24 protein-coding genes are annotated in these 23023 nt (G+C 66.5%); 13 read left to right on the top strand and 11 right to left on the bottom strand.

Annotation, left to right across the window (positions count from 1 at the left end):
• Nucleotides 1–139 precede the first annotated feature (139 nt).
• On the top strand, nucleotides 140–787 hold the full coding sequence (locus HDC96_RS06355; protein WP_123728958.1) for a response regulator: 648 nt from the start codon (nucleotides 140–142) through the stop codon (nucleotides 785–787).
• A 53-nt stretch (nucleotides 788–840) separates the two neighbouring features.
• Here the strand turns inward: HDC96_RS06355 and HDC96_RS06350 are convergent, their stop codons facing one another.
• From HDC96_RS06350 to zwf, 5 genes are all read right to left on the bottom strand, one after another.
• Nucleotides 841–1500 carry a bifunctional 4-hydroxy-2-oxoglutarate aldolase/2-dehydro-3-deoxy-phosphogluconate aldolase gene (locus tag HDC96_RS06350; RefSeq protein ID WP_179459221.1) on the bottom strand — a complete coding sequence of 220 codons (660 nt, stop codon included), beginning with the start codon at nucleotides 1498–1500 and terminating at the stop codon, nucleotides 841–843.
• A gap of 199 nt (nucleotides 1501–1699) precedes the next feature.
• Nucleotides 1700–3616 (bottom strand): phosphogluconate dehydratase, encoded by a 1917-nt coding sequence (gene edd, locus HDC96_RS06345; protein WP_179459220.1) that lies wholly within the window; start codon nucleotides 3614–3616, stop codon nucleotides 1700–1702.
• A 45-nt stretch (nucleotides 3617–3661) separates the two neighbouring features.
• The gene (pgl, locus tag HDC96_RS06340) at nucleotides 3662–4384 is read right to left on the bottom strand and encodes a 6-phosphogluconolactonase (protein WP_179459219.1); all 723 of its coding nucleotides are present in this window, start codon (nucleotides 4382–4384) and stop codon (nucleotides 3662–3664) included.
• Complete coding sequence (gene glk / locus HDC96_RS06335) at nucleotides 4381–5388, bottom strand: glucokinase (RefSeq protein ID WP_176989684.1); 1008 nt, start codon at nucleotides 5386–5388, stop codon at nucleotides 4381–4383. The genes pgl and glk overlap by 4 nt, the downstream gene beginning before the upstream one ends.
• Nucleotides 5385–6824, bottom strand: a complete 1440-nt coding sequence (gene zwf / locus HDC96_RS06330) for a glucose-6-phosphate dehydrogenase (RefSeq protein ID WP_179459218.1) — start codon at nucleotides 6822–6824, stop codon at nucleotides 5385–5387. Before zwf ends, glk begins: the two co-directional genes overlap by 4 nt.
• A gap of 354 nt (nucleotides 6825–7178) precedes the next feature.
• On the opposite strand from zwf, the gene ugpC reads away from it, so the two are divergent.
• Nucleotides 7179–8270, top strand: coding sequence for a sn-glycerol-3-phosphate ABC transporter ATP-binding protein UgpC (gene ugpC / locus HDC96_RS06325; RefSeq protein WP_179459217.1), 1092 nt, complete (start codon nucleotides 7179–7181; stop codon nucleotides 8268–8270).
• Nucleotides 8271–8321: 51 nt separating this feature from the next.
• Here the strand turns inward: ugpC and HDC96_RS06320 are convergent, their stop codons facing one another.
• The gene (locus HDC96_RS06320; RefSeq protein WP_179459216.1) at nucleotides 8322–9191 is read right to left on the bottom strand and encodes a folate-binding protein YgfZ; all 870 of its coding nucleotides are present in this window, start codon (nucleotides 9189–9191) and stop codon (nucleotides 8322–8324) included.
• Between the two features lie 39 nt (nucleotides 9192–9230).
• Between HDC96_RS06320 and HDC96_RS06315 the strand changes: the two genes are divergently transcribed.
• From HDC96_RS06315 to HDC96_RS06270, 10 genes are all read left to right on the top strand, one after another.
• Complete coding sequence (locus HDC96_RS06315; protein WP_179459215.1) at nucleotides 9231–9404, top strand: DUF1674 domain-containing protein; 174 nt, start codon at nucleotides 9231–9233, stop codon at nucleotides 9402–9404.
• A 56-nt stretch (nucleotides 9405–9460) separates the two neighbouring features.
• Nucleotides 9461–9853 carry a succinate dehydrogenase, cytochrome b556 subunit gene (sdhC, locus tag HDC96_RS06310; protein WP_179459214.1) on the top strand — a complete coding sequence of 131 codons (393 nt, stop codon included), beginning with the start codon at nucleotides 9461–9463 and terminating at the stop codon, nucleotides 9851–9853.
• Nucleotides 9850–10236, top strand: coding sequence for a succinate dehydrogenase, hydrophobic membrane anchor protein (sdhD, locus tag HDC96_RS06305; protein ID WP_179459213.1), 387 nt, complete (start codon nucleotides 9850–9852; stop codon nucleotides 10234–10236). Before sdhC ends, sdhD begins: the two co-directional genes overlap by 4 nt.
• A gap of 31 nt (nucleotides 10237–10267) precedes the next feature.
• Nucleotides 10268–12058, top strand: a complete 1791-nt coding sequence (gene sdhA, locus HDC96_RS06300; protein WP_179459212.1) for a succinate dehydrogenase flavoprotein subunit — start codon at nucleotides 10268–10270, stop codon at nucleotides 12056–12058.
• A gap of 163 nt (nucleotides 12059–12221) precedes the next feature.
• Complete coding sequence (locus HDC96_RS06295; RefSeq protein WP_088432210.1) at nucleotides 12222–13007, top strand: succinate dehydrogenase iron-sulfur subunit; 786 nt, start codon at nucleotides 12222–12224, stop codon at nucleotides 13005–13007.
• 105 nt (nucleotides 13008–13112) lie between these two features.
• The gene (locus HDC96_RS06290; protein ID WP_019183252.1) at nucleotides 13113–13361 is read left to right on the top strand and encodes a succinate dehydrogenase assembly factor 2; all 249 of its coding nucleotides are present in this window, start codon (nucleotides 13113–13115) and stop codon (nucleotides 13359–13361) included.
• Nucleotides 13312–13761, top strand: a complete 450-nt coding sequence (locus HDC96_RS06285) for a hypothetical protein (RefSeq protein ID WP_179459211.1) — start codon at nucleotides 13312–13314, stop codon at nucleotides 13759–13761. The genes HDC96_RS06290 and HDC96_RS06285 overlap by 50 nt, the downstream gene beginning before the upstream one ends.
• 23 nt (nucleotides 13762–13784) lie before the next feature.
• Nucleotides 13785–15026, top strand: a complete 1242-nt coding sequence (locus HDC96_RS06280; RefSeq protein WP_179459210.1) for a lipoprotein-releasing ABC transporter permease subunit — start codon at nucleotides 13785–13787, stop codon at nucleotides 15024–15026.
• Complete coding sequence (gene lolD / locus HDC96_RS06275) at nucleotides 15019–15732, top strand: lipoprotein-releasing ABC transporter ATP-binding protein LolD (protein WP_179459209.1); 714 nt, start codon at nucleotides 15019–15021, stop codon at nucleotides 15730–15732. The genes HDC96_RS06280 and lolD overlap by 8 nt, the downstream gene beginning before the upstream one ends.
• Nucleotides 15733–15837: 105 nt before the next feature.
• A complete protein-coding gene (locus HDC96_RS06270; protein ID WP_179459208.1) occupies nucleotides 15838–16296 on the top strand; it encodes a DUF6491 family protein in 459 nt (152 codons plus the stop codon).
• A 134-nt stretch (nucleotides 16297–16430) separates the two neighbouring features.
• On the opposite strand, the gene HDC96_RS06265 is transcribed toward HDC96_RS06270, so the two are convergent.
• Genes HDC96_RS06265 through ftsY form a run of 3 tightly spaced genes read right to left on the bottom strand, consistent with a single transcriptional unit; the run spans nucleotide 16431 to nucleotide 19334 of the window.
• A complete protein-coding gene (locus tag HDC96_RS06265; protein WP_019183247.1) occupies nucleotides 16431–16700 on the bottom strand; it encodes an oxidative damage protection protein in 270 nt (89 codons plus the stop codon).
• Between the two features lie 4 nt (nucleotides 16701–16704).
• A complete protein-coding gene (mutY, locus tag HDC96_RS06260; protein ID WP_179459207.1) occupies nucleotides 16705–17850 on the bottom strand; it encodes an A/G-specific adenine glycosylase in 1146 nt (381 codons plus the stop codon).
• A gap of 50 nt (nucleotides 17851–17900) precedes the next feature.
• Nucleotides 17901–19334 (bottom strand): signal recognition particle-docking protein FtsY, encoded by a 1434-nt coding sequence (ftsY, locus tag HDC96_RS06255; protein WP_179459206.1) that lies wholly within the window; start codon nucleotides 19332–19334, stop codon nucleotides 17901–17903.
• Between the two features lie 165 nt (nucleotides 19335–19499).
• On the opposite strand from ftsY, the gene HDC96_RS06250 reads away from it, so the two are divergent.
• Nucleotides 19500–19796, top strand: a complete 297-nt coding sequence (locus tag HDC96_RS06250; RefSeq protein ID WP_179459205.1) for a hypothetical protein — start codon at nucleotides 19500–19502, stop codon at nucleotides 19794–19796.
• 90 nt (nucleotides 19797–19886) lie between these two features.
• Here the strand turns inward: HDC96_RS06250 and htpG are convergent, their stop codons facing one another.
• Together htpG and HDC96_RS06240 are read right to left on the bottom strand one after the other, a co-directional pair.
• Nucleotides 19887–21785: a molecular chaperone HtpG gene (htpG, locus tag HDC96_RS06245; protein WP_179459204.1), complete on the bottom strand. Its 1899-nt coding sequence runs from the start codon at nucleotides 21783–21785 to the stop codon at nucleotides 19887–19889.
• A 331-nt stretch (nucleotides 21786–22116) separates the two neighbouring features.
• Entirely contained in the window at nucleotides 22117–22806 is a 690-nt protein-coding gene (locus tag HDC96_RS06240) for a hypothetical protein (RefSeq protein WP_179459203.1), read from the bottom strand.
• Nucleotides 22807–23023: the final 217 nt, after the last annotated feature.

The following is a 23023-nucleotide window of genomic DNA, read 5'->3' as shown; positions in this document are numbered from 1 at the left end:
AGAGGCACAGGGGGAGGGGCAGGACAGCACGTCTGTGATGCGCGGAGCAGAACGCGATGACGGGGAACCGGGTTCCTTGTGATCGACACATCCCGCAGCTAGGCTTGCCCCCGTTCACAGTGTTTGACGAGGTTGGCGGATGACGATTCGAGTGTATCTGGTGGACGATCATGCTCTGGTGCGTACCGGCATGAAAATGATCCTCTCCAACGAGACCGACATCGAGGTGGTCGGTGAGGCGGAGAGCGGTGAAGATGCGCTGCCGGATATCCGCCGCCTGCGGCCCGACGTCGTGCTGTGCGATCTGCACCTGCCGGGCGTGAGCGGCATGGAGGTCACCGAACGCGTGGTCCGTGGCGATCACGGCACCCGCGTGGTGATCGTCTCCGTCCTTGAAGATGGCCCGATGCCCAAGCGCCTGCTCGAAGCCGGTGCCTCCGGCTACATCGGCAAGGCCTGCGACGCACAGGAACTGCTGCGTGCCGTGCGCGATGCCGCGCTCGGTCGCCGTTACCTGGGCAACAGCATCGCGCAGAACCTGGCGCTGTCGAACGTGGAAGGCAACCACTCGCCGTTCGACACGCTGTCCCCGCGCGAACTGGAAGTGGCGCTGCTGCTCACCCAGGGCCTGCGCCAGGAAGACATCGCCAAGCGCCTGAGCCTCAGCGCGAAGACCGTCAACACGCACAAGGCGCGCCTGTTCGAGAAGATGGGCATCAATGACAACATCGCGCTGGCGCGCATGGCCAGCCAGTACGGCCTGGTGAATCCGGCGCGACCGATGTAACCCGCGTGCTGGCGGCGGATGAAAAACGCCCGGGCATGCCCGGGCGTTTTCGTTCAGCGCGCGCGGACCCGCGCCACGATCTTCGCGGCTTGGGCCGCACTCGCGCGTACCTTGTCCCACTCGCCGCGCTCGATCCAACCGCCCGGCACCATCCACGAGCCACCGATGCAGACCACGTTCTTCTGCTCCAGGTACTCGGCGGCGGTGTCTTCGGTGATGCCACCGGTCGGGCACAGCTTCAGGTCCGGAATCGGACCGGCCAGCCCCTTGATCATCGCCAGCCCGCCCACGGCCGAGGCCGGGAACAGCTTGCAGACCCGGAAGCCGCGCGCATACAGCGCCAGCATTTCGGTCGGCGACGCCGCACCCGGCACCACCGGCAACGCGGCCTGTGCCAACGCATCGGCCATGTGCGCCGGCGTACCCGGCGTGACCAGGAAATCCGCCCCCGCATCGATCGACTGCTGCATCTGCTCCACGGTCAACACCGTGCCCGCACCCACCACCACATCCGGCAGCTCGCGCTTGAGCATCGCGAGTGCTTCCATCGCCACCGGCGTCCGCAGCGTCAGCTCGATCGCGGGCAGCCCACCCTCCAGCAACGCCGCGCTGACCGCACGGGCCTGATCCAGCGTATGCACCGTCACCACCGGCAGAATGCCGGCAGCCGTCAACAGGGTTTCAGCACGTTTCTGATGTTCGGCGATGCTCATGCGTTTCCAATCCTTCTTCTCATCAATGTCTGCAGCGCAAACGACGCGCCAAAATGTGTCCGGAGGCAGCGGGATGGCCCCAACCAGGACCGTTACAGCGCCATGGATGGCGCTGACGAGCCCCCATGGACGGGTTCACGGCGCGTCCTGGTTGGGGCCATCCGCTGCCTCAACCAGGAAACCTTACCGCTGGGTCAGCTCAGGCGTCTTTCGCCTCATGCGGCGCATCCGCAGCCGCCGCATCACGCCCAAGCTCGTATTCCGCATCGTAATTCCAGATGCTGCCGTCATCGGCCGCCGGCCCACACGAAATCGACATCGCGCCCTGATCGGCCGGGCCCACAAGACGGCGGCTCATCGCGAACAGATTGCGGCCCAGATCGTGCCCCGCCGGTGCCGTGTTCGGCGCCGGCTCGCGTGCCGCGAACTCCGCCGCATCCACCAGCAGTTCCAGCGTGCCGGCCTCACCATCCAGGCGGATGATGTCGCCCTCGCGCACCCGCGCCAGCGGCCCCCCACGCGACGCTTCCGGCGTCATGTGGATCGCCGCCGGGAACTTGCCCGAGGCGCCCGACAGACGACCATCGGTGACCAGCGCCACCCGGCGCCCCTGGTTCTGCAACAGACCCAGCAGCGGCGCCAGCGAATGCAGCTCCGGCATGCCGTTGGAGCGCGGGCCCTGGTAACGGACCACCGCAACGAAATCGTGCGGCAGCACGCCGGCCGCGTGCAGCTTGTTCAGCACCTGCGGCGCATCGACCACCACCGCCGGCGCTTCGATCGTGCGGAACTCCGGCTTCACCGCCGACAGCTTGATCAGCGAGCGACCGAGATTGCCGCGCAGCAGGCGCAGGCCGCCTTGGGATTCGAACGGATTGGCCACGCCACGCACCACATCCGGATCGGCGCTCTCGCGCACGCCATCGATGTAGGTCAGCTTGCCGTCGCGCAACGCCGGCTCCTGGCCGTACTGCGGCATGCCGCCTTCGGCCACGGTCTGCAGGTCGGCGTGCATCAGGCCGGCCTCCATCAGCTCACGGAACACGAACGCGGTGCCGCCCGCGGCCGCGAAGCGGTTCACGTCGGCTTCGCCGTTCGGATAGACGCGGGCCAGCAGCGGGATCAGCTGCGAGAGCTGGTCCATGTCGTCCCAGGTCAGCACGATGCCGGCTGCACGCGCCACTGCGATCCAGTGGATGGTGTGGTTGGTCGAGCCACCGGTGGCCATCAGGGTGACCACGGCGTTGACGATCGCGCGTTCGTCGATCAGGCGGCCGAGCGGACGGAAGTCGTCGCCCAGCGCGCTGATCTCCAGCGCACGCACTGCCGCCTGGCGGGTCAGTGCATCGCGCAGCGGCGTATCCGGATTGACGAACGAGGCGCCCGGCATCTGCACGCCCATCGCCTCGAGCAGGGTCTGGTTGGAGTTGGCGGTGCCATAGAAGGTGCAGGTGCCGGCGCCGTGGTACGAGGCGGCTTCGGCTTCCAGCAGTTCCTCGCGGGTCGCCTGGCCGGCCGCATAGCGCTCGCGCACTTCGGCCTTCTGCTTGTTCGGAATGCCCGGGGTCATCGGGCCGGCCGGCAGGAAGATCGCCGGCAGGTGGCCGAAAGCGAGCGCACCGATCAGCAGGCCCGGCACGATCTTGTCGCAGACGCCGAGGTAGACGCTGGCATCGAACATGTCATGGCTCAGGCCGATCGCGGTCGACTGTGCGATCACATCGCGCGAGAACAGCGACAGCTCCATGCCGCCGCGGCCCTGGGTGACGCCGTCGCACATCGCCGGCACGCCACCGGCAACCTGTGCGGTCGCGCCGAGTTCGCGCGCGGTTTCGCGCAGGATCTCCGGGTAGTGCTCGAACGGCTGGTGCGCCGAGAGCATGTCGTTGTACGCGGTGATGATGCCCAGGTTGGGCGTCACGCCGCCGCGCAGGCGCGACTTGTCGGTGGGGCCGCACGCGGCGAATCCGTGGGCGAGGTTGCCGCAGCTCAGGCGCGAACGGAACGGACCGTCGCGCAGCGCCGCGTCGACACCGGCCAGGTAGGCGGCGCGGGAGGCGACGCTGCGCTGGACGATGCGCTCGGTGATGGCATGGAGTTTGGGATGCAGGCTCATTGGCTACCGGCTATGAGAAGGCGAACGGAACAACACCGGGGCAACTCAGTCACACCAGTGGACGCGCAGTTTCGCGCCGTCGAGATCGATCGCGTTGAGGATGGGATACAGCTGCGGATTGTTGCTTTCCAGCGCGTGCTTGAGCACTTCCAGCTTCTGCTTGCCACGCAGCAGCAACAGGCGCTGGCGGCTCTGCTTCAGGCCGTGTGGCGTGAGGGTGATGCGCAGCGGCCACTGGTTCGCACCGGGGCAGCCGGTGGCATCCAGCGCCGCGTAGGGCAGGGTGCTTTCCAGTGCGCGGGTCAGATCCTTCGAGCCCGGGAACAGCGAGGCAGTGTGGCCGTCATTGCCCATGCCGAGCACGCTCAGGCAGGGCCGCTGGCTGTGCTGGGCCTGCAGGTTGGCGCTGTAGACGCACTCGGGCAGCGGCTTGCCGACCCGTACCAGCGGATCGAAATGCGCGCCTTCGGCACGGGTGAGGAAGCTCTCCTTCACCAGCCATGCATTGCTGTCGCGATCCTGCGGCGAGAGCCAGCGCTCATCGACCAGGCTCACTTCCACCCGGTCCCACTGAACGTCCAGCTCGGCCAGCGCCTGGTAGATCGGCGCCGGCGTGGTGCCGCCGGAGAGCAGCATGCGCGCCCGCCCGAATTCGGCGATGTCGCGGTTGAGCTCGGCGGCCATTTCGGCGGCCACGGCTTCGATCCAGCCATCGGCATCGCCGTGGCGGACCAGGGTGAAACGGTCGGACGTATCCAAGGTATTCATGCGGTGCCTCCCGGCAGATCGCGTTCCACATCCGCCGCATATGCGGCCGCGCCGAGCAGGCCGGGGCTGGGGTGCATCACCGCCAGTGACGGCACCTTGGACATGATCGAAGAGAAGCGGCCCTTGTGTTCAAAGCGCTGGCGGAAGCCGGAGTGCTGCAGCGAATCGAGCATCTTGGGCACCAGGCCGCCGGTCAGGAACACGCCGTCCCAGGCGCCCTGCATCAGCACCAGGTCGCCGGCGATCGCGCCGAACACCGCGCAGAACACATCCACGGTGCGCATCGCCTGCGGGTCGCCATGCAGCGCACGCGCGGTGACGTCCACCGGCTGCAGCTGGCCCGGATCGATATCGGCCATCTCGCACACGGCGCGATGGATGTTGACCAGGCCCGGGCCGCAGATCAGGCGCTCGTTGGAGACACGGCCGAACTGCTCGGAGAGGATTTCCAGAATGCGGATTTCCTCCGGCGTGCCCGGCGGGAAGCTGACGTGGCCGCCTTCGGTTTCCAGCGGGTAGCAGCGGCCGTGGCGCAGGATCAGCCCGCCCACGCCCAGCCCGGTGCCCGGGCCGATCACCGCATAGTTGCGCGGCTGGCCGGGTTTGCCCGGCACCCACGCCGCGCCGCCGACCTGGATCACGTCCTGCGGCTGCAGCAGCGAAATCGCCATCGCCTGGGCGGCGAAGTCGTTGATCAGGTGCAGCTCGTCGAAGCCGAGCATGTGCGCGGTGCGCATGCGCGAGATCACCCACGGGTGATTGGTGATGCGCGCCTCGTCACCGTCGACGCGGCCGGCCACGGCGAACACGCCGCGTTTTGCCTCCGCGCCGATCTCGTCCAGATAGTGGCGCGCCGCCTCACCGAGCGACGGGAACTCCGCGACGCGGAACTCGCGGATGCTGTCCTGCTGCAGCGGCGCGGCCAGCGAGGTATCGGCCAGGGCGAAGCGTGCGTTGGTGCCTCCGATATCCGCGACGAGGACCGGCTGGGACAACACCGTCATGCCTGATCACCGTGGACAGCGTCGGCCTCGGCGTCGGCGGGCAGGAAGCCGGTGGCTTCCCGCGGACCCCATTCGCCGGCCGGGTAGGGCTGCAGTGGCAGCTTGGCTTCCTTCCACGCGTCGCTGACGCTGTCGATCCAGGCCCAGGCGGCGCGCACTTCGTCATCGCGCACGAACAGCGCATGGTTGCCGTTGAATGCATCCAGGAACAGGCGCTCGTAAGCGATGCGACGGTGCAGGCCGGTCGGGACGGACAGTTCCAGTTCCAGCGGATGCAGCTCCAGCGCGCCCCATTCCGGGCCGGCCAGCGAGCTCATCAGGCCCAGCTCGATGTTCTCCTGCGGCTGCAGTTGGAAGGTGATGCGGTTCGGGGTCGCGTTGCGGCGGTGCGGGCGCTCGAACAGCCAGTGGGTGACCGGCTTGAGCGTGACCACCACGCGGGTGGTGCGCTCGGCCAGGCGCTTGCCGGTGACCAGGTGGAACGGCACGCCGGACCAGCGCCAGTTGTCGATATGCGCGGTGACCCCGGCGAAGGTTTCCACATCGCTGCCTTCCGGAGGCTGGTAGGCCTGCGCGGGCTGGCCGTTGATGGTGCCGGCGGTGTAGCGGCCGCGGACGCTGTCGCGCGCGGCGTGCTTGGCGGTGAGCGGGCGCAGGGCGCGCAGCACTTTGACCTTTTCATCGCGGATGCGATCGGCTTCCAGCGAGGCCGGCGGCTCCATCGCGACCAGGCACAGCAGCTGCAGGATGTGGCTCTGGACCATGTCGCGCAGCGCGCCGGAGCGGGCGTAATAGGCATCGCGACCGTCCACGCCCTCGCTCTCGGCGACCAGGATGTGCACCGATTCGATGTAGTTGCGGTTCCACACCGCCTCGAGCAGCGTGTTGCCGAAGCGCAGCGCGATCAGGTTCTGCACCGCGGCCTTGCCCAGGTAGTGATCCAGGCGGAACACGCGGTCTTCGTCGATCCACTGGCCGATGGTGGAGATGATCTCCTCGGCGCTGGCACTGTCGCTGCCGATCGGCTTCTCCAGCATCAGGCGGTGCGGAGCGGCCAACGCGCCGCCCTTGGCCAGCCCTTCGCAGGTGGAGATGTACAGGCCCGGCGGAATGGCCAGGTAGCTCACGCAGTGGCGGTCGACCAGATCGCTGACCGACTCGGCCACCGAGTCCGGATTGCGCAGATCCACCGAGCGGTAATCGATGCGCTGCAGGAGCGAGTGGATGTCGTCCTGGCTGGCCATCGGCATGGCCTGCTGCAGGCGCGGGCGCAGGATCTCGCGGAAGGCTTCGGTATCGTGCGGCGACAGCGCCAGCGCACGGACCTTGAAGTCCTCGGGGAGCAGACCGTCGCCCAGCAATCGCAGCAGCGAGGGGAACAGATAGCGCTGGGCCAGGTCACCTGTGGCGCCAAACAGGAAAAGGGTGTCGTGCATCGCTCGAGTTTCAGATCCGGGTGACATCGTTGTCAATCGCTTCTCGTCTATGTTCTCGGGGGTCGGGCGGGGTCCGTTGTCTGCTTGTTGCAGGTGCAGCACGCCCCATGGATTCCGCCCGGCATGATGGCCTGCCAACCCGGTGTCGTGGGAGATATCGCATCCTCCCCGGCATCCAGGTCACGGCCGACTATCGGATAGTGCCACGTGAAAACGTTTACATGGCAGAATGCGCAGACTGTATTCGATTGCAGTGGTCGCCGTCATGCGGCACCACGCCATCGACCTGCCATCGGGAGGGCCGAAGGCAGTTCCGCATAACAGCCCGGAGACCGGGCGGACTGGAATGGTGATATGGCAAAAGTGCAGTTGCAGGGCGTTCGCAAGGTCTATGACAACGGTCAGGTGGCCGTGCAGGGCGCGACCTTCGAAGTGGCCGATGGTGAATTGATGGTGCTGGTGGGGCCGTCGGGGTGTGGCAAGTCCACACTGCTGCGCATGGTCGCCGGCCTGGAAGAAATCAGTGGCGGCACGCTGACGATCGGCGACCGCGTGGTCAACGACGTGGCGCCCAAGGACCGCGACATCGCCATGGTGTTCCAGAGCTATGCGTTGTACCCGCACATGACCGTGGCCGAGAACCTGGCCTTTGGTCTGAAGCTGCGGGGGCACGACAAGGCCACGATCAGCAAGCGGGTGGGCGAGGCGGCCGAAACGCTGGGCCTGACCGACATGCTCGACAAGCTGCCCAAGGCGATGTCCGGCGGCCAGCGTCAGCGTGTCGCGCTGGGCCGTGCGCTGGTGCGCGAGCCGGCGGTGTTCCTGCTGGATGAGCCGCTGTCCAACCTGGACGCCAAGCTGCGCCACAGCGTGCGCACGGAAATCGCGCAGCTGCATCGCAAGCTCGGCACCACGATGATCTACGTGACCCACGATCAGGTGGAAGCGATGACCCTGGGCCAGCGGATCGTGGTGCTCAAGGACGGCGTGATCCAGCAGATCGATACCCCGATGGCGCTGTACGACCGTCCGGCCAATCTGTTCGTGGCCGGCTTCCTCGGCAGCCCGGCGATGAACGTGCTGCGCGGCACCCTGCAGCGCACCGCCAGTGGCTATGCCGTGCAGGACACCGCACTGACCGCGCCGCTGGGCCAGGCCCGGATCGATCAGGCGTGGGTCGGCAAGGCGATCGCCGTGGGCGTGCGCCCGGAGCATCTGCAGCCGGCCGCGGCCGGGGATGCGACGGCGTTCGAGGCGATGATCGATGGCATCGAGCCGGTCGGCAACGAAATCTTCGTCAACATGACCAGCGGCGGCCAGCCATTGGTGATGCGCGTGGCGCCGCAGGCGTTGCCGTCGGTCGGCGAGCCGATCCGCGTGGCGATCCACCCGCAGGGCCTGCATTTCTTCGATGCAGAGACCGGCGAGCGCTTGAACGACGCCTAAGGCGCGGACGGGTTACGGGGCGCGCCGACCAACGGTCGGCGCCTGCCGGGTCTACCGCGCCAGGCCGTCCAGCAAGGGCAGATGGGTAGCTTCGACCCCGCCGACCGTCAACGGTTCGGGGGCGATTTCCAGCGGCAGCACCGCCAGGGCCAGGTCACCGGCCACCGCGGCCACCGTGCCGATCGCCGCCTCGTTCTGCTGCACCTGCGTGCCGCTGGTCGTGCCCTCCACGACCCGCAGCAGCTGCAGGGCGCGCTTGGCCTTGCCCAGGAAATGGGTGCGGGCCACGATTTCCTGGCCCGGGTAGCAGCCTTTCTTGACGCTGTACCCGTTCAGGCGGTCCAGCCCCAGCTGCTGTGGCGTCCACTGTTCACGCTGATCGGCGTCCAGTCGCGGCAGCCCATAGCGCAGGTCGGACTGGCGCCAGGCCAGCGCGATATCCGCGCTGTCCGCGGCGGCGGCCACGGCATCGGCGGCACCGATCCGCAGGCTGCGCGGAAGCGCATCGCTGCCCAGGTCCAATTCCACGGTTTCGCCACCAAGTTGCGCAATCGCGGCGCCGGAGGCCGCTTCGGGGGCGGTGAAGCTCGCCACCACGGCCAGGTCGTTGCGCACCTCGATCCGGACCTTGCGGCGGAATACAAAACGCTGCAACTGCGACGCAATCGCATCGGCATCGCCGTCGGCGAGCAGCAGCACGATGCGCTCCTCGTCCAGCCGCAACAGCTGGAACACAGCAATGGTGCGGCCCTTGGCCGTCAGCCAGGCGCTCCACTGCCAATGCCGCAGGGGCAGGGCGGTGACATCGCTGGAGAATTGGGCATGGGCGAACGCGGCCGCGTCGGCACCGCTGAGGCTGAGCAGCTGGTGACCGGGGAGGCGCGAAAAGCCGGCGAAATCGGAGGGCAGGTTGTCAGGCACGTGAACGGGGTCTAAAATTTGTGCGTTGCGAGAACACCCATGATAGGCCAAACACCCCCCACTCCAGATTCTGAAGCTGAAGGCACGCTGGTACCGGAGAAGCAGCCGCTTCCCGAGACCGAGGCATTGCCTTTGGAAATCGGCGGCCGCGGCGGACTTGATCCGGTGCGGTACGGAGATTGGGAAAAAAACGGACGCTGCATCGATTTCTGATCAGCATTGAGCCAACGCGGCATTGCGCCGCCCAGCCGAGACAACGAGCCCAGCGAATGGCCGCCAGAGAACGTCCCCTTTCCCCGCACCTTCAGGTGTATCGCTGGCAGATTCAGATGGCCACCTCGATACTGCATCGAGCGACCGGCATCTTTCTGTCTGTTGGAGCCCTGATCATCGCCGGCGGCCTGCTCGCCCTGATGATGGGCCCTGAATCCTGGAACTGCTTCACCGGCCATGCCGGCAGCTGGTACGGCAAGCTGTTCCTGTTCGCCTGGAGCTGGTCCTTCGCCTACCACCTGTGCAATGGCATCCGCCATATCGTGCAGGACTTCGCGATCGGCTTCTCCATTCCCGCCTTCGTGCGCAGCAGCTGGGTCTCGGTCTTCGCCAGCCTGGTGATCACCGCCCTGATCTGGGCCTATGTCTTCCTGGGAGCGGCCGCATGAACAAGTACCGTACCCCGCTGAAGAACGTGCGTGGCCTGGGCGCCGCCAAGACCGGCACCGAGCATTTCGTGCTGCAGCGCCTGACCGCCACCGCGCTGGTCGGCCTGACCATCTGGTTCCTGGTGTTCGTGCTGAGCCTGATCGGCGCCGATTACGTGACCGCCACCGACGCGGTGTCCAAGCCGTGGAACGCGGTGCTGCTGGTCGGCTTCCTGGTCGCGATGTTCTGGCATGCCCAGTTCGGCCTGCAGGTCGTGCTGGAAGACTACATCCACAATTCGCTGCTGGCCCTGGCGCTGCAGACCACGGTGAAGTTCATCGCCGTGCTCGGCGGGATCGTCAGTGTTTTTGCGGTCGCCCGCATCGCGCTCGGCGTCGCCTGAGTCCAGGCACCAAGACAGGAATCCAGATTAGATGTCCGCTTACAAGATTACGGAACACAAGTACGACATGGTCGTGGTCGGCGCCGGCGGTGCTGGCCTGCGCGCCACGTTCGGCCTTGCCGCCAAGGGCCTGCAGACGGTCTGTCTGACCAAGGTCTTCCCGACCCGTTCGCACACCGTGGCCGCGCAGGGCGGTATTTCCGCCGCGCTGGGCAACATGGGCGAAGACGACTGGCGCTACCACTTCTTCGACACCATCAAGGGGTCGGATTGGCTGGGTGACCAGGACGCCATCGAGTACATGTGCCGCGAAGCGATCCCGGCCATCATCGAGCTGGAACACTACGGTGTGCCGTTCAGCCGTACCGAAGAGGGTAAGATCTACCAGCGCCCGTTCGGCGGCATGACGACCAAGTACGGCGAAGGCCCGTCCGCGCAGCGCACCTGCGCCGCCGCCGACCGTACCGGCCACGCCATGCTGCACACCCTGTACCAGCAGTCGCTGGCCCACAACGCGCGCTTCATGATCGAGTACTTCGCGCTCGACCTGATCTTCGATGACGAAGGCGTCTGCCGCGGCGTGCTCGCGCTGGACATGGCCGACGGCTCGCTGCACCTGTTCCGCGCCCATGGCGTGGTGCTGGCCACCGGCGGCTACGGCCGCGCCTACTTCAGCGCCACCTCGGCCCACACCTGCACCGGCGACGGCGGCGGTCTGGTCATGCGCGCCGGCCTGCCGATGCAGGACATGGAGTTCGTGCAGTTCCACCCGACCGGTATCTACGGCGCGGGCTGCCTGATCACCGAGGGCGTGCGCGGCGAAGGCGGCATCCTGCGCAACAGCAACGGCGAGCGCTTCATGGAGCGCTATGCACCGCACTACAAGGATCTGGCGTCACGCGACGTGGTGTCGCGTTCGATGACCATCGAGATCCGCGAAGGCCGCGGCGTCGGCGAGCACAAGGATCACATCCTGCTCGACCTGACCCACCTCGGCCCGGGCGTCATCGACGACAAGCTGCCGGGCATCGCTGAAAGCGCCCGCATCTTCGCCGGCGTGGACGTGCACAAGCAGCCGATCCCGGTCATCCCGACCGTGCACTACAACATGGGTGGCATCCCGACCAACTACCACGGCGAAGTCGTGCGCAAGGTCGGCGACAACCCCGATGCGGTCGTGCCGGGCCTGTACGCCATCGGCGAAGCGGCCTGCGTGTCCGTGCACGGCGCCAACCGCCTGGGCTCGAACTCGCTGCTGGATCTGGTCGTGTTCGGCCGCGCGGTGGCCAACCGCTGCGCCGACACCATCAAGTCCGGCGCACCGCACAAGACCCTGCCGTCCGATGCCTGCGACAAGGCCCTGGGCCTGCTCGACAAGCTGCGTTACGCCAACGGCGACACCCCGACCTCGGTCATCCGCGATCGCATGCAGCGCACCATGCAGAACGACGCGGCGGTGTTCCGTACCAGCAAGACGCTGGAAGAGGGCTGCGGCAAGATGGCCGAGATCTTCGACTCCTTCCAGGACGTCAAGGTCTCCGACCGTTCGCTGGTGTGGAACTCGGACCTGATCGAAACCTACGAGCTGAACAACCTGCTGCTCAACGCGGTGGCGACGATCAACTCGGCCGAACAGCGCAAGGAAAGCCGCGGCGCACATGCGCATGAGGACTTCCCGGACCGCGACGACGTCAACTGGCAGAAGCACACGCTGGTCAACGTCGACGAAAACGGCAAGTGCGAGTTCGACTACCGTCCGGTCCACATGTACACGCTGAGCAAGGACGTGGACGTCGTCCCGCCCAAGCCGCGCGTTTACTAAGAGACCTGCGGCATGACCTCCGTCCACGCAGCGCTCGCGACCGCCGCCACCCGCACGGGTGGGGTGGCGCGTGCGCCGCTGGCCGGTGGTGTCGACTTCCTCATCTTCCGTGCTACCCGCGCCTGCTCCGCAGCGCGAGCCGCCTGAGCCAACGAGAACAGCCATGGCCGAGTTTTCCCTCCCCAAGAATTCCAAGATCGGAAAGGGCAAGCACTTCCCCGCCCAGACCGGTGCGAAGAACACCCGCACCTTCAAGATTTACCGCTGGAGTCCCGACGACGACAGCAATCCGCGCACCGATACGTATGAGATCGATCTGGACGCCTGCGGCCCGATGGTCCTGGACGCGCTGATCAAGATCAAGAACGAGATCGATCCGACCCTGACCTTCCGTCGTTCGTGCCGCGAGGGGATCTGCGGTTCGTGCGCGATGAATATCGACGGCACCAACACGCTGGCCTGCACCCGTGCGATTGCCGATTGCGGCAAGGCCGAAGTGCCGATCTACCCGCTGCCGCACATGAGCGTGGTCAAGGATCTGGTGCCAGACCTGACCCACTTCTACGCGCAGTACGCTTCGATCAAGCCGTGGATCCGTACCCAGACGCCGCCGCCGCCGGATCGCGAGCGCCTGCAGTCGCCGGAAGACCGCAAGAAGCTGGACGGCCTGTACGAGTGCATCCTGTGCGCGTGCTGCTCGACCAGCTGCCCGAGCTACTGGTGGAACGGCGAACGTTACCTGGGCCCGGCCATCCTGCTGCAGGCCTACCGCTGGATCATCGACTCGCGCGATGAAGACACCGGTGCGCGCCTGGACGAGCTGGAAGACCCGTTCAAGCTGTACCGCTGCCACACCATCATGAACTGCTCGCGCACCTGCCCGAAGGGCCTGAACCCGGCGCTGGCCATTGCCGAGATCAAGAAGCTGATGATGGCGCGCCGCGCCTGATCCAGGTGTGCCCTGTAGCGCCACGCCATGCGTGGCTTTGCAGAAAAGGATCGAAACGGTAGAGCCACGCCATGCGTGGCTTTGCCTTATCTGGAAACGCAGAAAATGGATGAAGCAACCGAACTGAAAAAGCTGCGCTGGCGCTGCCGCCGTGGCATGCGCGAGCTGGACCAGCTGTTCGGCCGTTACCTGGACCGTTGCTGGCTGCAGGCACCGACAGACGAGCGCGAGGTTTTCCTGTTCCTGCTCGAGAGCGAGGACGATAAGTTGTGGCGCTGGTTCATGGGCTACGAGGAGTGCCCGCATGCCGCGCCCGCCGCCCTCATCGCCCGGATCCGCGCCCTTCCGGCGTGAGTGGCATCCCTCGCGCTGGCAGTGCCGTGCGCTGATCGCCATGGGGGCGCTGATGCCCTGGGCGCTGGGGTCGACCGATCTGCCCGCGCCCTGGGGTCTGGCGCTGGGCATGGTGGCGATGGCCGGTACCTGGTGGGAGGCACGGCGCCATGCGCGCCGTCCGGGCTGCGTCTTCCTGATCCCGGTCGATGACGCCCCGGCACAGGTGGATGACGCGCCGGTCGAGGAGCTGCAGATGCGGCAGCGCGGCCCGCTGGTGCAGCTGGCCTGGCGAGACGGGGGGCGCCGCCACTGGCGTTTGTTCTGGCCCGATACCCTCCCGCAGGGGCAGGCACGTGAACTGCGACTAGCCGTCCGGGCACACTGCATTTCCCGTTCACCCCCTGCAGTGGCACCATAGCCTGAATTGTCCGGCGTACCTGCATGTTCAAACCCATACCTGTCTCGATTGGCCTGCGCTACCTGCGCGCCAAACGCCGCAACGGCTTCATCTCCTTCATCTCCATGGCCTCGATCCTCGGCATTGCCCTGGGCGTGACCGTGCTGATCACCACGCTGGCGGTCATGAGCGGTTTCCAGAAGGAAATCCGCGATCGACTGCTGCAGATGACCGCGCATACCACCATCACCACCGACGGCGCGCCGATGGCTGACTGGGCGCATGCGGTGGAGGTGGCGAAAAAGGATCCGCGTGTTGCCGGCGCGGCACCGTATATCGAAATCCAGGCCATGCTCAGCGGTCCCCGCGTGCAGGGCGCCATCGTGCAGGGCATCGACCCGGCGCTGGAGCCGAACGTCTCGGTCATCAACGAGAAGGTCAAGAAAGGCAGTTTCGACAGCCTGACCGCAGGCAGCTACAACCTGCTGGTCGGCAAGGAGCTGGCGCTCTACCTCGGTGTCGGCGTCGGCGATACCGTGCTGGTGACGCTGGCGGAAGTGCAGGGCACGCCGATCGGTGCGATCCCGCGCATGAAGCGCTTCACCGTCAGCGGCATCTTCGAAGCCGGCTACAACGAGGTCGACCGCGGCGTGGCGTACGCCAACATGGCCGATCTGGAAAAAGTGCTGCGTATCGACGGTGTCACCGGCGTGCGCCTGAAGCTGCATGACATGGACAAGGCGCTGGACGTCGGCGTCGATCTGGCCCACAACCTGACCGGCGCCTACCGCGTCAGCGACTGGACCCAGCAGAACGCCAACCTCTACCACTCGCTGCGCATGGAGAAGGTGGTGATGGGCATCCTGCTCTCGCTGATCATCGCCATGGGCGCCTTCAATCTGGTGTCCTCGCAGGTGATGCTGGTCACCGACAAGCAGGCTGACATCGCCATCCTGCGCACGCTTGGGCTCACCCCGGGCGGGGTCATGCAGGTGTTCATGGTGCAGGGCTCGCTGATCGGCATCTTCGGCACCGTGCTCGGCGTGGTCGGCGGCATCACCCTGACCTTGAACCTGGAGCGCATCCTCGGGGCGATCGAGACCCTGTTCAACGTCAAGCTGCTGCCGGAAGACGTCTACTACATCACCGGCCTGCCGACCGACATGCAGACCCCGGACATCATCGTGATCACCGCCGTGGCGCTGGTCATGAGCTTCCTTGCCACTCTGTATCCCGCCTGGCGCGCGGCACGCACCCAGCCGGCGGAGGCCCTGCGTTATGAATGAAGCACTCACCCTGGGCGAGGAAGTCATCCGCGCCGAAGCCCTGGCCAAGACCTACGCCGAAGGCCGCATGCAGACGCCCGTGTTCAACGGGCTGGACCTGCGCGTGGCCGCGGGCGAAACCGTGGCGATCATCGGTGCCTCCGGCGCCGGCAAGAGCACCCTGCTGCACCTGCTGGGCGGCCTGGATACCCCGACGGCGGGCGAGGTCTATGTGGCCGGCCAGCGCATGTCCGGCCTGTCCGACAGCCAGCGCGGCCGGCTGCGCAACCGCGCGCTCGGCTTCGTCTACCAGTTCCACCACCTGCTGCCCGAATTCACCGCGCTGGAAAACGTGATGATGCCGGTGCTGCTCGGGGGCGAAGAAGTGGTGGACGCGCGCACCCGTGCGCAGGCGCTGCTGGAATCGGTCGGCCTGGGCCATCGCCTGGACCACAAGCCCGGTGAGCTCTCCGGTGGTGAGCGCCAGCGCGCTGCCGTCGCCCGCGCCCTGGTCAACCGACCGGCCTGCGTGCTTGGCGACGAGCCGACCGGCAACCTGGACGACAAGACGGCGGCGACCGTGTTCGAGCTGATGCTGGAGCTCAACCGCGCGCACCACACCAGCCTGGTGCTGGTGACCCACGATCGCTCGCTGGCGCGCAAGCTGGACCGGGTGCTGGAGCTGCGCGAAGGGCGGCTGCACAGCCTGGCCCACAGCGAGGTCTGAGCAGGCATCGGTGCCTGCCTGGGCGCTGAACACCCGGCGGGTTCCTCTCGCCGGGACCACGCCGGACGGCGCATCATCGGCGCACATTCTCCAGCAGGAGGCGTCATGAAGCAGACCCTCGCCATCGTGGCCCTGTGCCTTGGGCTGGCCGCGTGCGCCAGTACCGGCCGCCTATCCACCGCGCAGAAGCTCGATCTCTACCGTGCCCACGCGGGGCCGCCGCAGCAGGACATGCCGCTGTACGGTTCGCTGTCAGGCTGGACCGAACTGGGCGACAGCGCGCTGGCGGTGTGGACGCGCCCGAGCGAAGGCTATCTGCTGGAACTGACCGGGCCGTGCCAGGGGCTGGACTACGCCCCGGCGATCGGCCTGACCAGCCGGGTGGGCCGTGTGTCGGCCCGCTTCGACAAGGTGCTGGTGCGTGACCCCACGTCCGGACCGATGAACATGCCGTGCTTCATCAGCAGCATCCGCAAGCTCGATACCCAGGCGCTGCGCGCCTCCGAGCAGGAGCTGCGGCAGGCGCAGCTGCAGGAGCGCGAAGAAGGCCAGCAGGTCCGGTAGTGCCGGCCGCTGGCCGGCCGAGGTATCGAAGATGGCACCGTGAGCTCGCGGTCGCCACATCCTCGCTGTCGCCCATCCTCGTGGCCGCCCCATCCTCGCGGTAGATACCGACCGTTGGTCGGTATCAGACCCGGTCACGCCTCCGGAACGAATCCGGCCGGCTTTTCGGCGCCACCGCTGAACAGGTACTTCACCAGTTCTTCTTCCAGGAACGCGCGGTGCTTGGGGTCACGCGGCGACAGGCGGTTTTCGTTGATCAGCATGGTCTGGTGCGCCAGCCACGCGGCCCACGCCGGCTTGCCGATGTGGTTGAAGATGCGCTGGCCCAGTTCGCCGGGGTAGGGCACGAAGTCCAGGCCTTCGGCGTCGCGTTGTTCGTACTGGCAGAAAACGGTGCGGGGCATAGCGTTACTCGATGTCTTGGGATGTTGCTGCGCGCCGCATTGTACGGCGCTTGGGCTGAGCGGGCGGTGCACCGGTCTCCAGCAGCTTGCGGATCGGCGCGGGCAGGCCCAGCGTGACCCGTTCTTCGGCAGCGACCCAGCGCAGCCCCTCCGCTTGGTTGCGCAGGCTCTGCACCGTGGCCACCAGCACCAGCACCTGCAGGTGCAGCCGGTAGTGGCTGAAGGTGTGCTCCAGCACCGGCAACGGCTCGGCATCGTCCAGCGAGCCATCGATGTGCGTGTCGAACCAGTCCTGCAGCGCGACCCCGCTGTCGGCCTGGGGCAGGGTCCACAACTGTGCCCAGATCCCCGTGTCCGGCCGCTTCTGCAGCAGTACCCGACCGCGCGCATCGCGCAGCAGCAGCGCTACCGCCTCGCGTTCGGGCAGGGTCTTGCCCGGCTTGGGCGTCGGCAGCTGATCGGTGCGGCCCTCGCGACGCGCCACGCAGGTGGCCTGCAGCGGGCAGATCACGCAGGCGGGCTTGCTGCGGCTGCAGATGCTGGCGCCCAGGTCCATCTGCGCCTGGGTGTAATCGACCATGCGCGATGCCGGTACCTGCGCCGCATGCGCCTCGGCCACCGCCCACAGCTGCTTCTCGATCGCCGGCAGCCCCGGGAAGCCCTCGATGCCGTGATAGCGGGTCAGCACGCGTTTGACGTTGCCGTCGAGAATCGCGAACCGATCATTCCAGGCTTGGCTGAGGATCGCGCCTGCGGTGCTGCGGCCGATGCCGGGCAGCGCGTGCAGCGCATCGAAATCGCGCGGCAGCTCGCCGTCGTGCAGTTCGACGCAGCGTTGTGCGGCGGCATGCAGGTTGCGTGCGCGGGCGTAGTACCCGAGCCCGGCCCACTGTGCCATCACCGCATCATTGCTGGCCGCGGCCAGGTCGGGCAGGGTCGGGAATACGTCGAGGAATTTCAGGAAGTACGGGATGACCGTGCCGACCTGGGTCTGCTGCAGCATGATCTCCGACAGCCACACCCGGTACGGGCTGCGTGGGTGCTGCCACGGCAGGTCATGCCGGCCGTGGTCGTCGAACCAGTGCAGCAGCCGCGCGACAAAGACATCGTCGGTCGGCACCGGGGCGCTGGCGGGAGGCTGGCGGGTCATGCAGGTTCCGGAGGAAGGGGTGGAGCCACGCCATGCGTGGCTGCATCGGCTCAGGCGCCCAATGCTTCCGGCAGCAGTGCGTCGACAAAGGCTTCCGGGTCGAACACGCGCAGGTCTTCCGGGCGCTCGCCGATGCCGCAGAAGCGGATCGGGATGCCGAACTCACGGGCCAGCGCGAACACCACGCCACCCTTGGCGGTGCCGTCCAGCTTGGTCACCACCAGGCCGGTCACGTTGACCGCCGCATGGAACTGACGCAGCTGCGACAGCGCGTTCTGGCCAGTGGTGCCATCGATGACCATCAGCACTTCGTGCGGGGCATCGGGATCGATCTTGCCGAGCACGCGGCGGATCTTGCCCAGCTCGTTCATCAGGCCGGCCTGGGTGTGCAGGCGGCCGGCGGTATCGGCGATCAGCACTTCGGTGCCGCGGGCCTTGCCGGCCTGCAGCGCATCGAAGGCGACCGAGGCCGCATCGGCGTTCTGGCCCTGCGCGACCACGGCGACGCCGTTGCGTTCGCCCCAGGCCTGCAGCTGCGCGACGGCAGCGGCACGGAAGGTATCGCCGGCGGCCAGCATCAGGCTGTGGCCGTCGTCCTTGAAGCGCTTGGCCAGCTTGCCAATGGTGGTGGTCTTGCCGACGCCGTTGACGCCGACGGTAAGCACCACGAACGGCTTGGCGGTGCGGTCGATGACCAGCGGCCTGGCCACCGGCTGCAGGATCGCGATCAGTTCGGCGCGCAGCGCGGTCAGCAGCGCATTGGCATCGGTGAACTCGCGCGCCTTCATCCGCTTGCGCAGGCCTTCGACCAGCGCGGTGGTCGCGCCGACGCCGACATCGGCGGTGATCAGCGCGGTTTCCAGCTCGTCGAGCAGGTCGTCATCGAGCTTGGGATTGCGCGAGAACAGGCCGCCGAAGCTGCGTGCGATCACGCTGTTGCGCAGGCGCTCGCGCCAGCCGCTCTTGCCGGCGGCGGCGGGAGCCATGTCCTGGGAGGTCGGGCGCTCGGTCACGATGGTCGGGGCGACCGGGGCGACTGGGGCTGGAGCAACCGGAGCAGCCGGGGTGACGGCCGGCGGCGCGACGACAGCGGGCGCGGGTGCGCTTACCGGTGCGATCGGTGCTTGAGCCGGTGCGGTCACCGCAGGCGCGGGGGCGACCGGTTCCGGCGCAACCGGAGCCGGGGCCGCCGGCGCAGCCACCGCGGGGGCAGGCACCACAGGGGCAGGCACAACCGGCGCGGGAACCACAGGCGCAGGCACCACCGGCGTCGGCGCGATCACGCGCTCTACCGGAGCGGCCGGCTCGGCAGCGGGTACAGGCGTTTCCACCACGGGCGGCAGCGGCGCAGGCGCCGGCGGTGCCGCAGGCTCGGGAGTGGCCTGCGGGAACGCGGCAGCCAGCTCCTCGGTGGAGTAATGCTGGGTCTTGGCCGCCTCTTGCGGGGCGTCCTGGGGCTTTTTGCGACGGAAGAAGCTGAGCATTGGCAAAAGACGCTGAAATCAGAGGGCTATGCTACCACTGCGCCCCGAATGCCCATGGGCGTGCAGGTGCGGTGGGGCGGGACTCAAGTAATGGCCGATGCGGCCGTTACCGGTTGTGAAGGGCTGCGCCATGCGGGTGCGGCCATAACAGCGAAACGGTGAACGATGAGCGTGATGTCCATTGCCAGCTCAGGCATGCGCGCTGCCTCGCTGGGCGTGCAGGCTGCGGCCTCCAACGTGGCGCGGCTGCCGGTCACCGAGACCACCCGGCTGGGTGTCGCACAGACGACAGCGGCAGGAGGCGGCGTCACCGCCACCGTGGTTGCCGCGCCGGACGACGCCAATGCGCCGATTGCGGGCCTGTTGACGGCCAGGGAAGCCGCGCTGGCGTTTGCCGCCAACGCGACGGTGGTCCGCCGTCAGGACGAGATGCTGGGCACCCTGCTGGACCGCTGGACCTGATTCGTTCGGTAGTGCCGGCCGCTGGCCGGCTCCACGCAGAACTTCCGCGGCAGATGCCGGCCCTTGGCCGGCACCCGCTTACAGAACGCCTTACGCCGACAGCTCCAGCAACAGCTTGTTGAGCCGGCGCACATACGCCGCCGGGTCCTTCAGCGTGTCGCCGGCGGCCAGCGCGGCCTGGTCGAACAGCACGCGGCTCAGGTCGTCGAAGCGTGCGGCATCGCCTTCCTGGTCCAGCTTGCCGATCAGCGGATGGCCCGGATTGAACTCGAACACCGGCTTGCTGTCAGGCACCTTCTGGCCGCTGGCTTCCAGGATCTGGCGCATCTGCAGGCCCAGGTCCTGTTCGCCGATCGCCAGGATCGCCGGCGAATCGGTCAGGCGGTGCGAAACGCGCACGTCGGCGACGTCGTCACCCAGCGCGGTCTTGATGCGGTCCACCAGCGCCTGCTTGTCCTTGGCGACGGCTTCCTGGGCCTGCTTGTCTTCGGCGCTTTCCAGCGCGCCCAGGTCCAGATCGCCACGCGCCACATCGACGAACGACTTGCCGTCGAACTCGGTGAGGTAGCCCATCAGCCACTCGTCGATGCGGTCGGTGAGCAGCAGCACTTCCACGCCCTTCTTGCGGAACACTTCCAGGTGCGGACTGTCCTTGACCTGGGTGTGGCTGTCGCCGGTCAGGAAGTAAATCTTGTCCTGGCCCTCGATCATGCGGCCCACGTAGTCGGCCAGCGAGACGCTGGGCTCGCCGCTGTCGTCATGGGTGGAGGCGAAGCGCAGCAGGCCGGCGATCTTCTCGCGGTTGCCATAGTCTTCGGCAGGACCTTCCTTGAGCACCTGGCCGAACTGCTTCCAGAAGCCGGCGTAGACCTCCGGCTTGTCCTTGGCCAGCTTCTCCAGCATGTCCAGCGAGCGCTTGGTCAGCGCCGACTTCATCGAATCGATGACCGGGCCGGACTGCAGGATCTCGCGCGAGACGTTCAGGGAGAGATCGTTGGAATCCACCACGCCCTTGATGAAGCGCAGGTACAGCGGCAGGAACTGCTCGGCCTGGTCCATGACGAACACGCGCTGGACGTAGAGCTTCAGGCCCTTGGGCGCATCGCGGTGGTACAGGTCGAACGGGGCGTGGCCGGGGACGTACAGCAGCGAGGTGTACTCGAGCTTGCCTTCCACCTTGTTGTGGCTCCACGCCAGCGGATCCTGGTGGTCGTGCGCGGCGTGCTTGTAGAACTCCTGGTACTCGGCGTCGGTGATCTCGGTACGCGGCCGCGTCCACAGCGCGCTGGCACGGTTGACGGTTTCCCATTCGATCTCGGCGGGGGCATCTTCGCCGTGGTGTTCCTTGACCATCTGGATCGGCAGGCCGATGTGGTCGGAGTACTTCTTGATGATGCCGCGCAGGCGCCAGCCGTCGGCGAAGTCGCGCTGGTCATCCTTGAGGTGCAGGACGATGCGGGTGCCGCGCTCGGGCTTGTCGATGCCTTCCACGTCGAACTCGCCTTCGCCGCGCGAGGACCAGTGCACGCCCTCGCTGGCGGGCAGGCCGGCGCGACGGGAGTAGACGTCGACCTGGTCGGCGACGATGAAGGCGCTGTAGAAGCCGACGCCGAACTGGCCGATCAGCTGGGAGTCCTTCTTCTGGTCGCCGGAGAGCTGGCGCAGGAAGTCGCCGGTGCCGGATTTGGCGATGGTGCCCAGGTGGGCGATCGCTTCGTCACGGCTCATGCCGATGCCGTTGTCGTCGATGGTCAGGGTGTTGGCCGTGGCATCGAAGCTGACGCGGATGCGCAGGTCGCCGTCGTTCTCGAGCAGGTCCGGCTGGGTCAGCGCTTCGAAGCGCAGTTTGTCCGAGGCGTCGGCCGCGTTGGAGATCAGCTCGCGAAGGAAGATTTCCTTGTTGGAGTACAGCGAGTGGATCATCAGCTGCAGCAGCTGTTTGACTTCGGTCTGGAAGCCCAGGGTTTCTTTTTGGGTCTGCACGGTCATGGGTCGTGTTGCTCCTTGGGACATTGCCGCGCCCGGCGCGGCGGCTGGCTCAAGGGGTAGGGGTGGCGGCACGGGTTTTCAAGGGCGTGGAAGCAGCGCGTAGACCTGCGTGGACCCTGACGATGCGGGCGAAGCCCGTGGTCTTGTGGGCAGACGCGGCCCTTCTCTATTGATGGGGCAGAGGCGGGGCGGTTCCGCCTGGACTGGTCGCGCCCCGTCGCCATTGTTAATGAACATCACACTATTTCGTTGATGGCCCAGCGTCTTTTTGCTGGTGATGCGGCTCAATACCTACTGAACATTCTGGAGTGACGGAGCAACTCCGCTTGCTTCAGTTGATAGTCACCGAGCCACTGTCGGAGCCACATAGGCGGGGGACGCAGCCTTCCATTTTCGTTGACACCCTTCTTGGCTCGTGAACGATACAGATCGCGGTTGCAACATGACTGCCGCTGAATGGGCTGGCATAAAACTGCGGAAAATTGGTTGTACACCTCCCGCCATCGACTGAAACACTACCTCGCATGGAGCCGGAGATTGAGCTGCTGTAGCGAATGGAGCCCGTGGAGTGGAAGTTGACGCCTACGCGGGCTGAGCCATTGGGTGTGTTTGCAAAAACATAATCGGTTGATCTATCCATGAACGCCCCCGGGTTTCGAGGGGTAGCTACTTCTGGGTCGAGCGCCTTGTTCTCATCGCCCAACTCGCATATCCAGGCCGCAATACTTCCTTTCAATACTGCCTCTCCTCCAGCCGGCTGCGCATTCTTTTCGAGGCAGAAGGCCTCATGGTAGAGCTGCGTTGCCTTGCTTTGGCGAGAATACTGATAGGTGGGATCCCCTTCTTCGTTGATCAATAAACGTTGTTCGACGGCGACGAAGCCCCCTTCAAAGTCCGGCCAGTCAGTGGTCCTGACCATGGTGCGCCCCTCGCCTGTATTTTCTACTCGATCTTTTTGAGAGGTGGGAGGGGCTGCAGATACTGGGAGTGCAATTATCAGCGTGATCGCGAGTTTATTCATTGTGAGTGTTCAGAGGGTCGCAGATGCGGCAATTGGATTCTCTTTAACCAAGTGCGGTTGTGCAGCATCCGTCGTCTCGAAACTGCGAGCCTGTCAATGATATATTTATATTGATACTGGCGAGGCTATTTGCTGTGCCGATGTTGGGTGGCCATCGATGCATGGAATTGCTAATCGATTGACAACCCGGTCGGGAAAACTGATTGGATGTGGATGT

Origin of the sequence: Stenotrophomonas sp. JAI102 (genome assembly GCF_013409105.1) — a bacterium.
Classification (GTDB): Bacteria; Pseudomonadota; Gammaproteobacteria; order Xanthomonadales; family Xanthomonadaceae; genus Stenotrophomonas; species Stenotrophomonas maltophilia_AA.
The sequence above is the reverse complement of the archived record's forward strand: the minus strand, read 5'-3'. Positions and strand labels throughout refer to the sequence as shown.

Bases quoted from the DNA above. Each gene is read 5' to 3' on its own strand.
- HDC96_RS06355 (WP_123728958.1), top strand. From the start codon at position 140: ATGACGATTCGAGTGTATCTGGTGGACGATCATGCTCTGGTGCGTACC.
- HDC96_RS06350 (WP_179459221.1), bottom strand. From the start codon at position 1,500: ATGAGCATCGCCGAACATCAGAAACGTGCTGAAACCCTGTTGACGGCT.
- edd (WP_179459220.1), bottom strand. From the start codon at position 3,616: ATGAGCCTGCATCCCAAACTCCATGCCATCACCGAGCGCATCGTCCAG.
- pgl (WP_179459219.1), bottom strand. From the start codon at position 4,384: ATGAATACCTTGGATACGTCCGACCGTTTCACCCTGGTCCGCCACGGC.
- glk (WP_176989684.1), bottom strand. From the start codon at position 5,388: ATGACGGTGTTGTCCCAGCCGGTCCTCGTCGCGGATATCGGAGGCACC.
- zwf (WP_179459218.1), bottom strand. From the start codon at position 6,824: ATGCACGACACCCTTTTCCTGTTTGGCGCCACAGGTGACCTGGCCCAG.
- ugpC (WP_179459217.1), top strand. From the start codon at position 7,179: ATGGCAAAAGTGCAGTTGCAGGGCGTTCGCAAGGTCTATGACAACGGT.
- HDC96_RS06315 (WP_179459215.1), top strand. From the start codon at position 9,231: ATGATAGGCCAAACACCCCCCACTCCAGATTCTGAAGCTGAAGGCACG.
- sdhC (WP_179459214.1), top strand. From the start codon at position 9,461: ATGGCCGCCAGAGAACGTCCCCTTTCCCCGCACCTTCAGGTGTATCGC.
- sdhD (WP_179459213.1), top strand. From the start codon at position 9,850: ATGAACAAGTACCGTACCCCGCTGAAGAACGTGCGTGGCCTGGGCGCC.
- sdhA (WP_179459212.1), top strand. From the start codon at position 10,268: ATGTCCGCTTACAAGATTACGGAACACAAGTACGACATGGTCGTGGTC.
- HDC96_RS06295 (WP_088432210.1), top strand. From the start codon at position 12,222: ATGGCCGAGTTTTCCCTCCCCAAGAATTCCAAGATCGGAAAGGGCAAG.
- HDC96_RS06290 (WP_019183252.1), top strand. From the start codon at position 13,113: ATGGATGAAGCAACCGAACTGAAAAAGCTGCGCTGGCGCTGCCGCCGT.
- HDC96_RS06285 (WP_179459211.1), top strand. From the start codon at position 13,312: ATGCCGCGCCCGCCGCCCTCATCGCCCGGATCCGCGCCCTTCCGGCGT.
- HDC96_RS06280 (WP_179459210.1), top strand. From the start codon at position 13,785: ATGTTCAAACCCATACCTGTCTCGATTGGCCTGCGCTACCTGCGCGCC.
- lolD (WP_179459209.1), top strand. From the start codon at position 15,019: ATGAATGAAGCACTCACCCTGGGCGAGGAAGTCATCCGCGCCGAAGCC.
- HDC96_RS06270 (WP_179459208.1), top strand. From the start codon at position 15,838: ATGAAGCAGACCCTCGCCATCGTGGCCCTGTGCCTTGGGCTGGCCGCG.
- HDC96_RS06265 (WP_019183247.1), bottom strand. From the start codon at position 16,700: ATGCCCCGCACCGTTTTCTGCCAGTACGAACAACGCGACGCCGAAGGC.
- mutY (WP_179459207.1), bottom strand. From the start codon at position 17,850: ATGACCCGCCAGCCTCCCGCCAGCGCCCCGGTGCCGACCGACGATGTC.
- ftsY (WP_179459206.1), bottom strand. From the start codon at position 19,334: ATGCTCAGCTTCTTCCGTCGCAAAAAGCCCCAGGACGCCCCGCAAGAG.
- HDC96_RS06250 (WP_179459205.1), top strand. From the start codon at position 19,500: ATGAGCGTGATGTCCATTGCCAGCTCAGGCATGCGCGCTGCCTCGCTG.
- htpG (WP_179459204.1), bottom strand. From the start codon at position 21,785: ATGACCGTGCAGACCCAAAAAGAAACCCTGGGCTTCCAGACCGAAGTC.
- HDC96_RS06240 (WP_179459203.1), bottom strand. From the start codon at position 22,806: ATGAATAAACTCGCGATCACGCTGATAATTGCACTCCCAGTATCTGCA.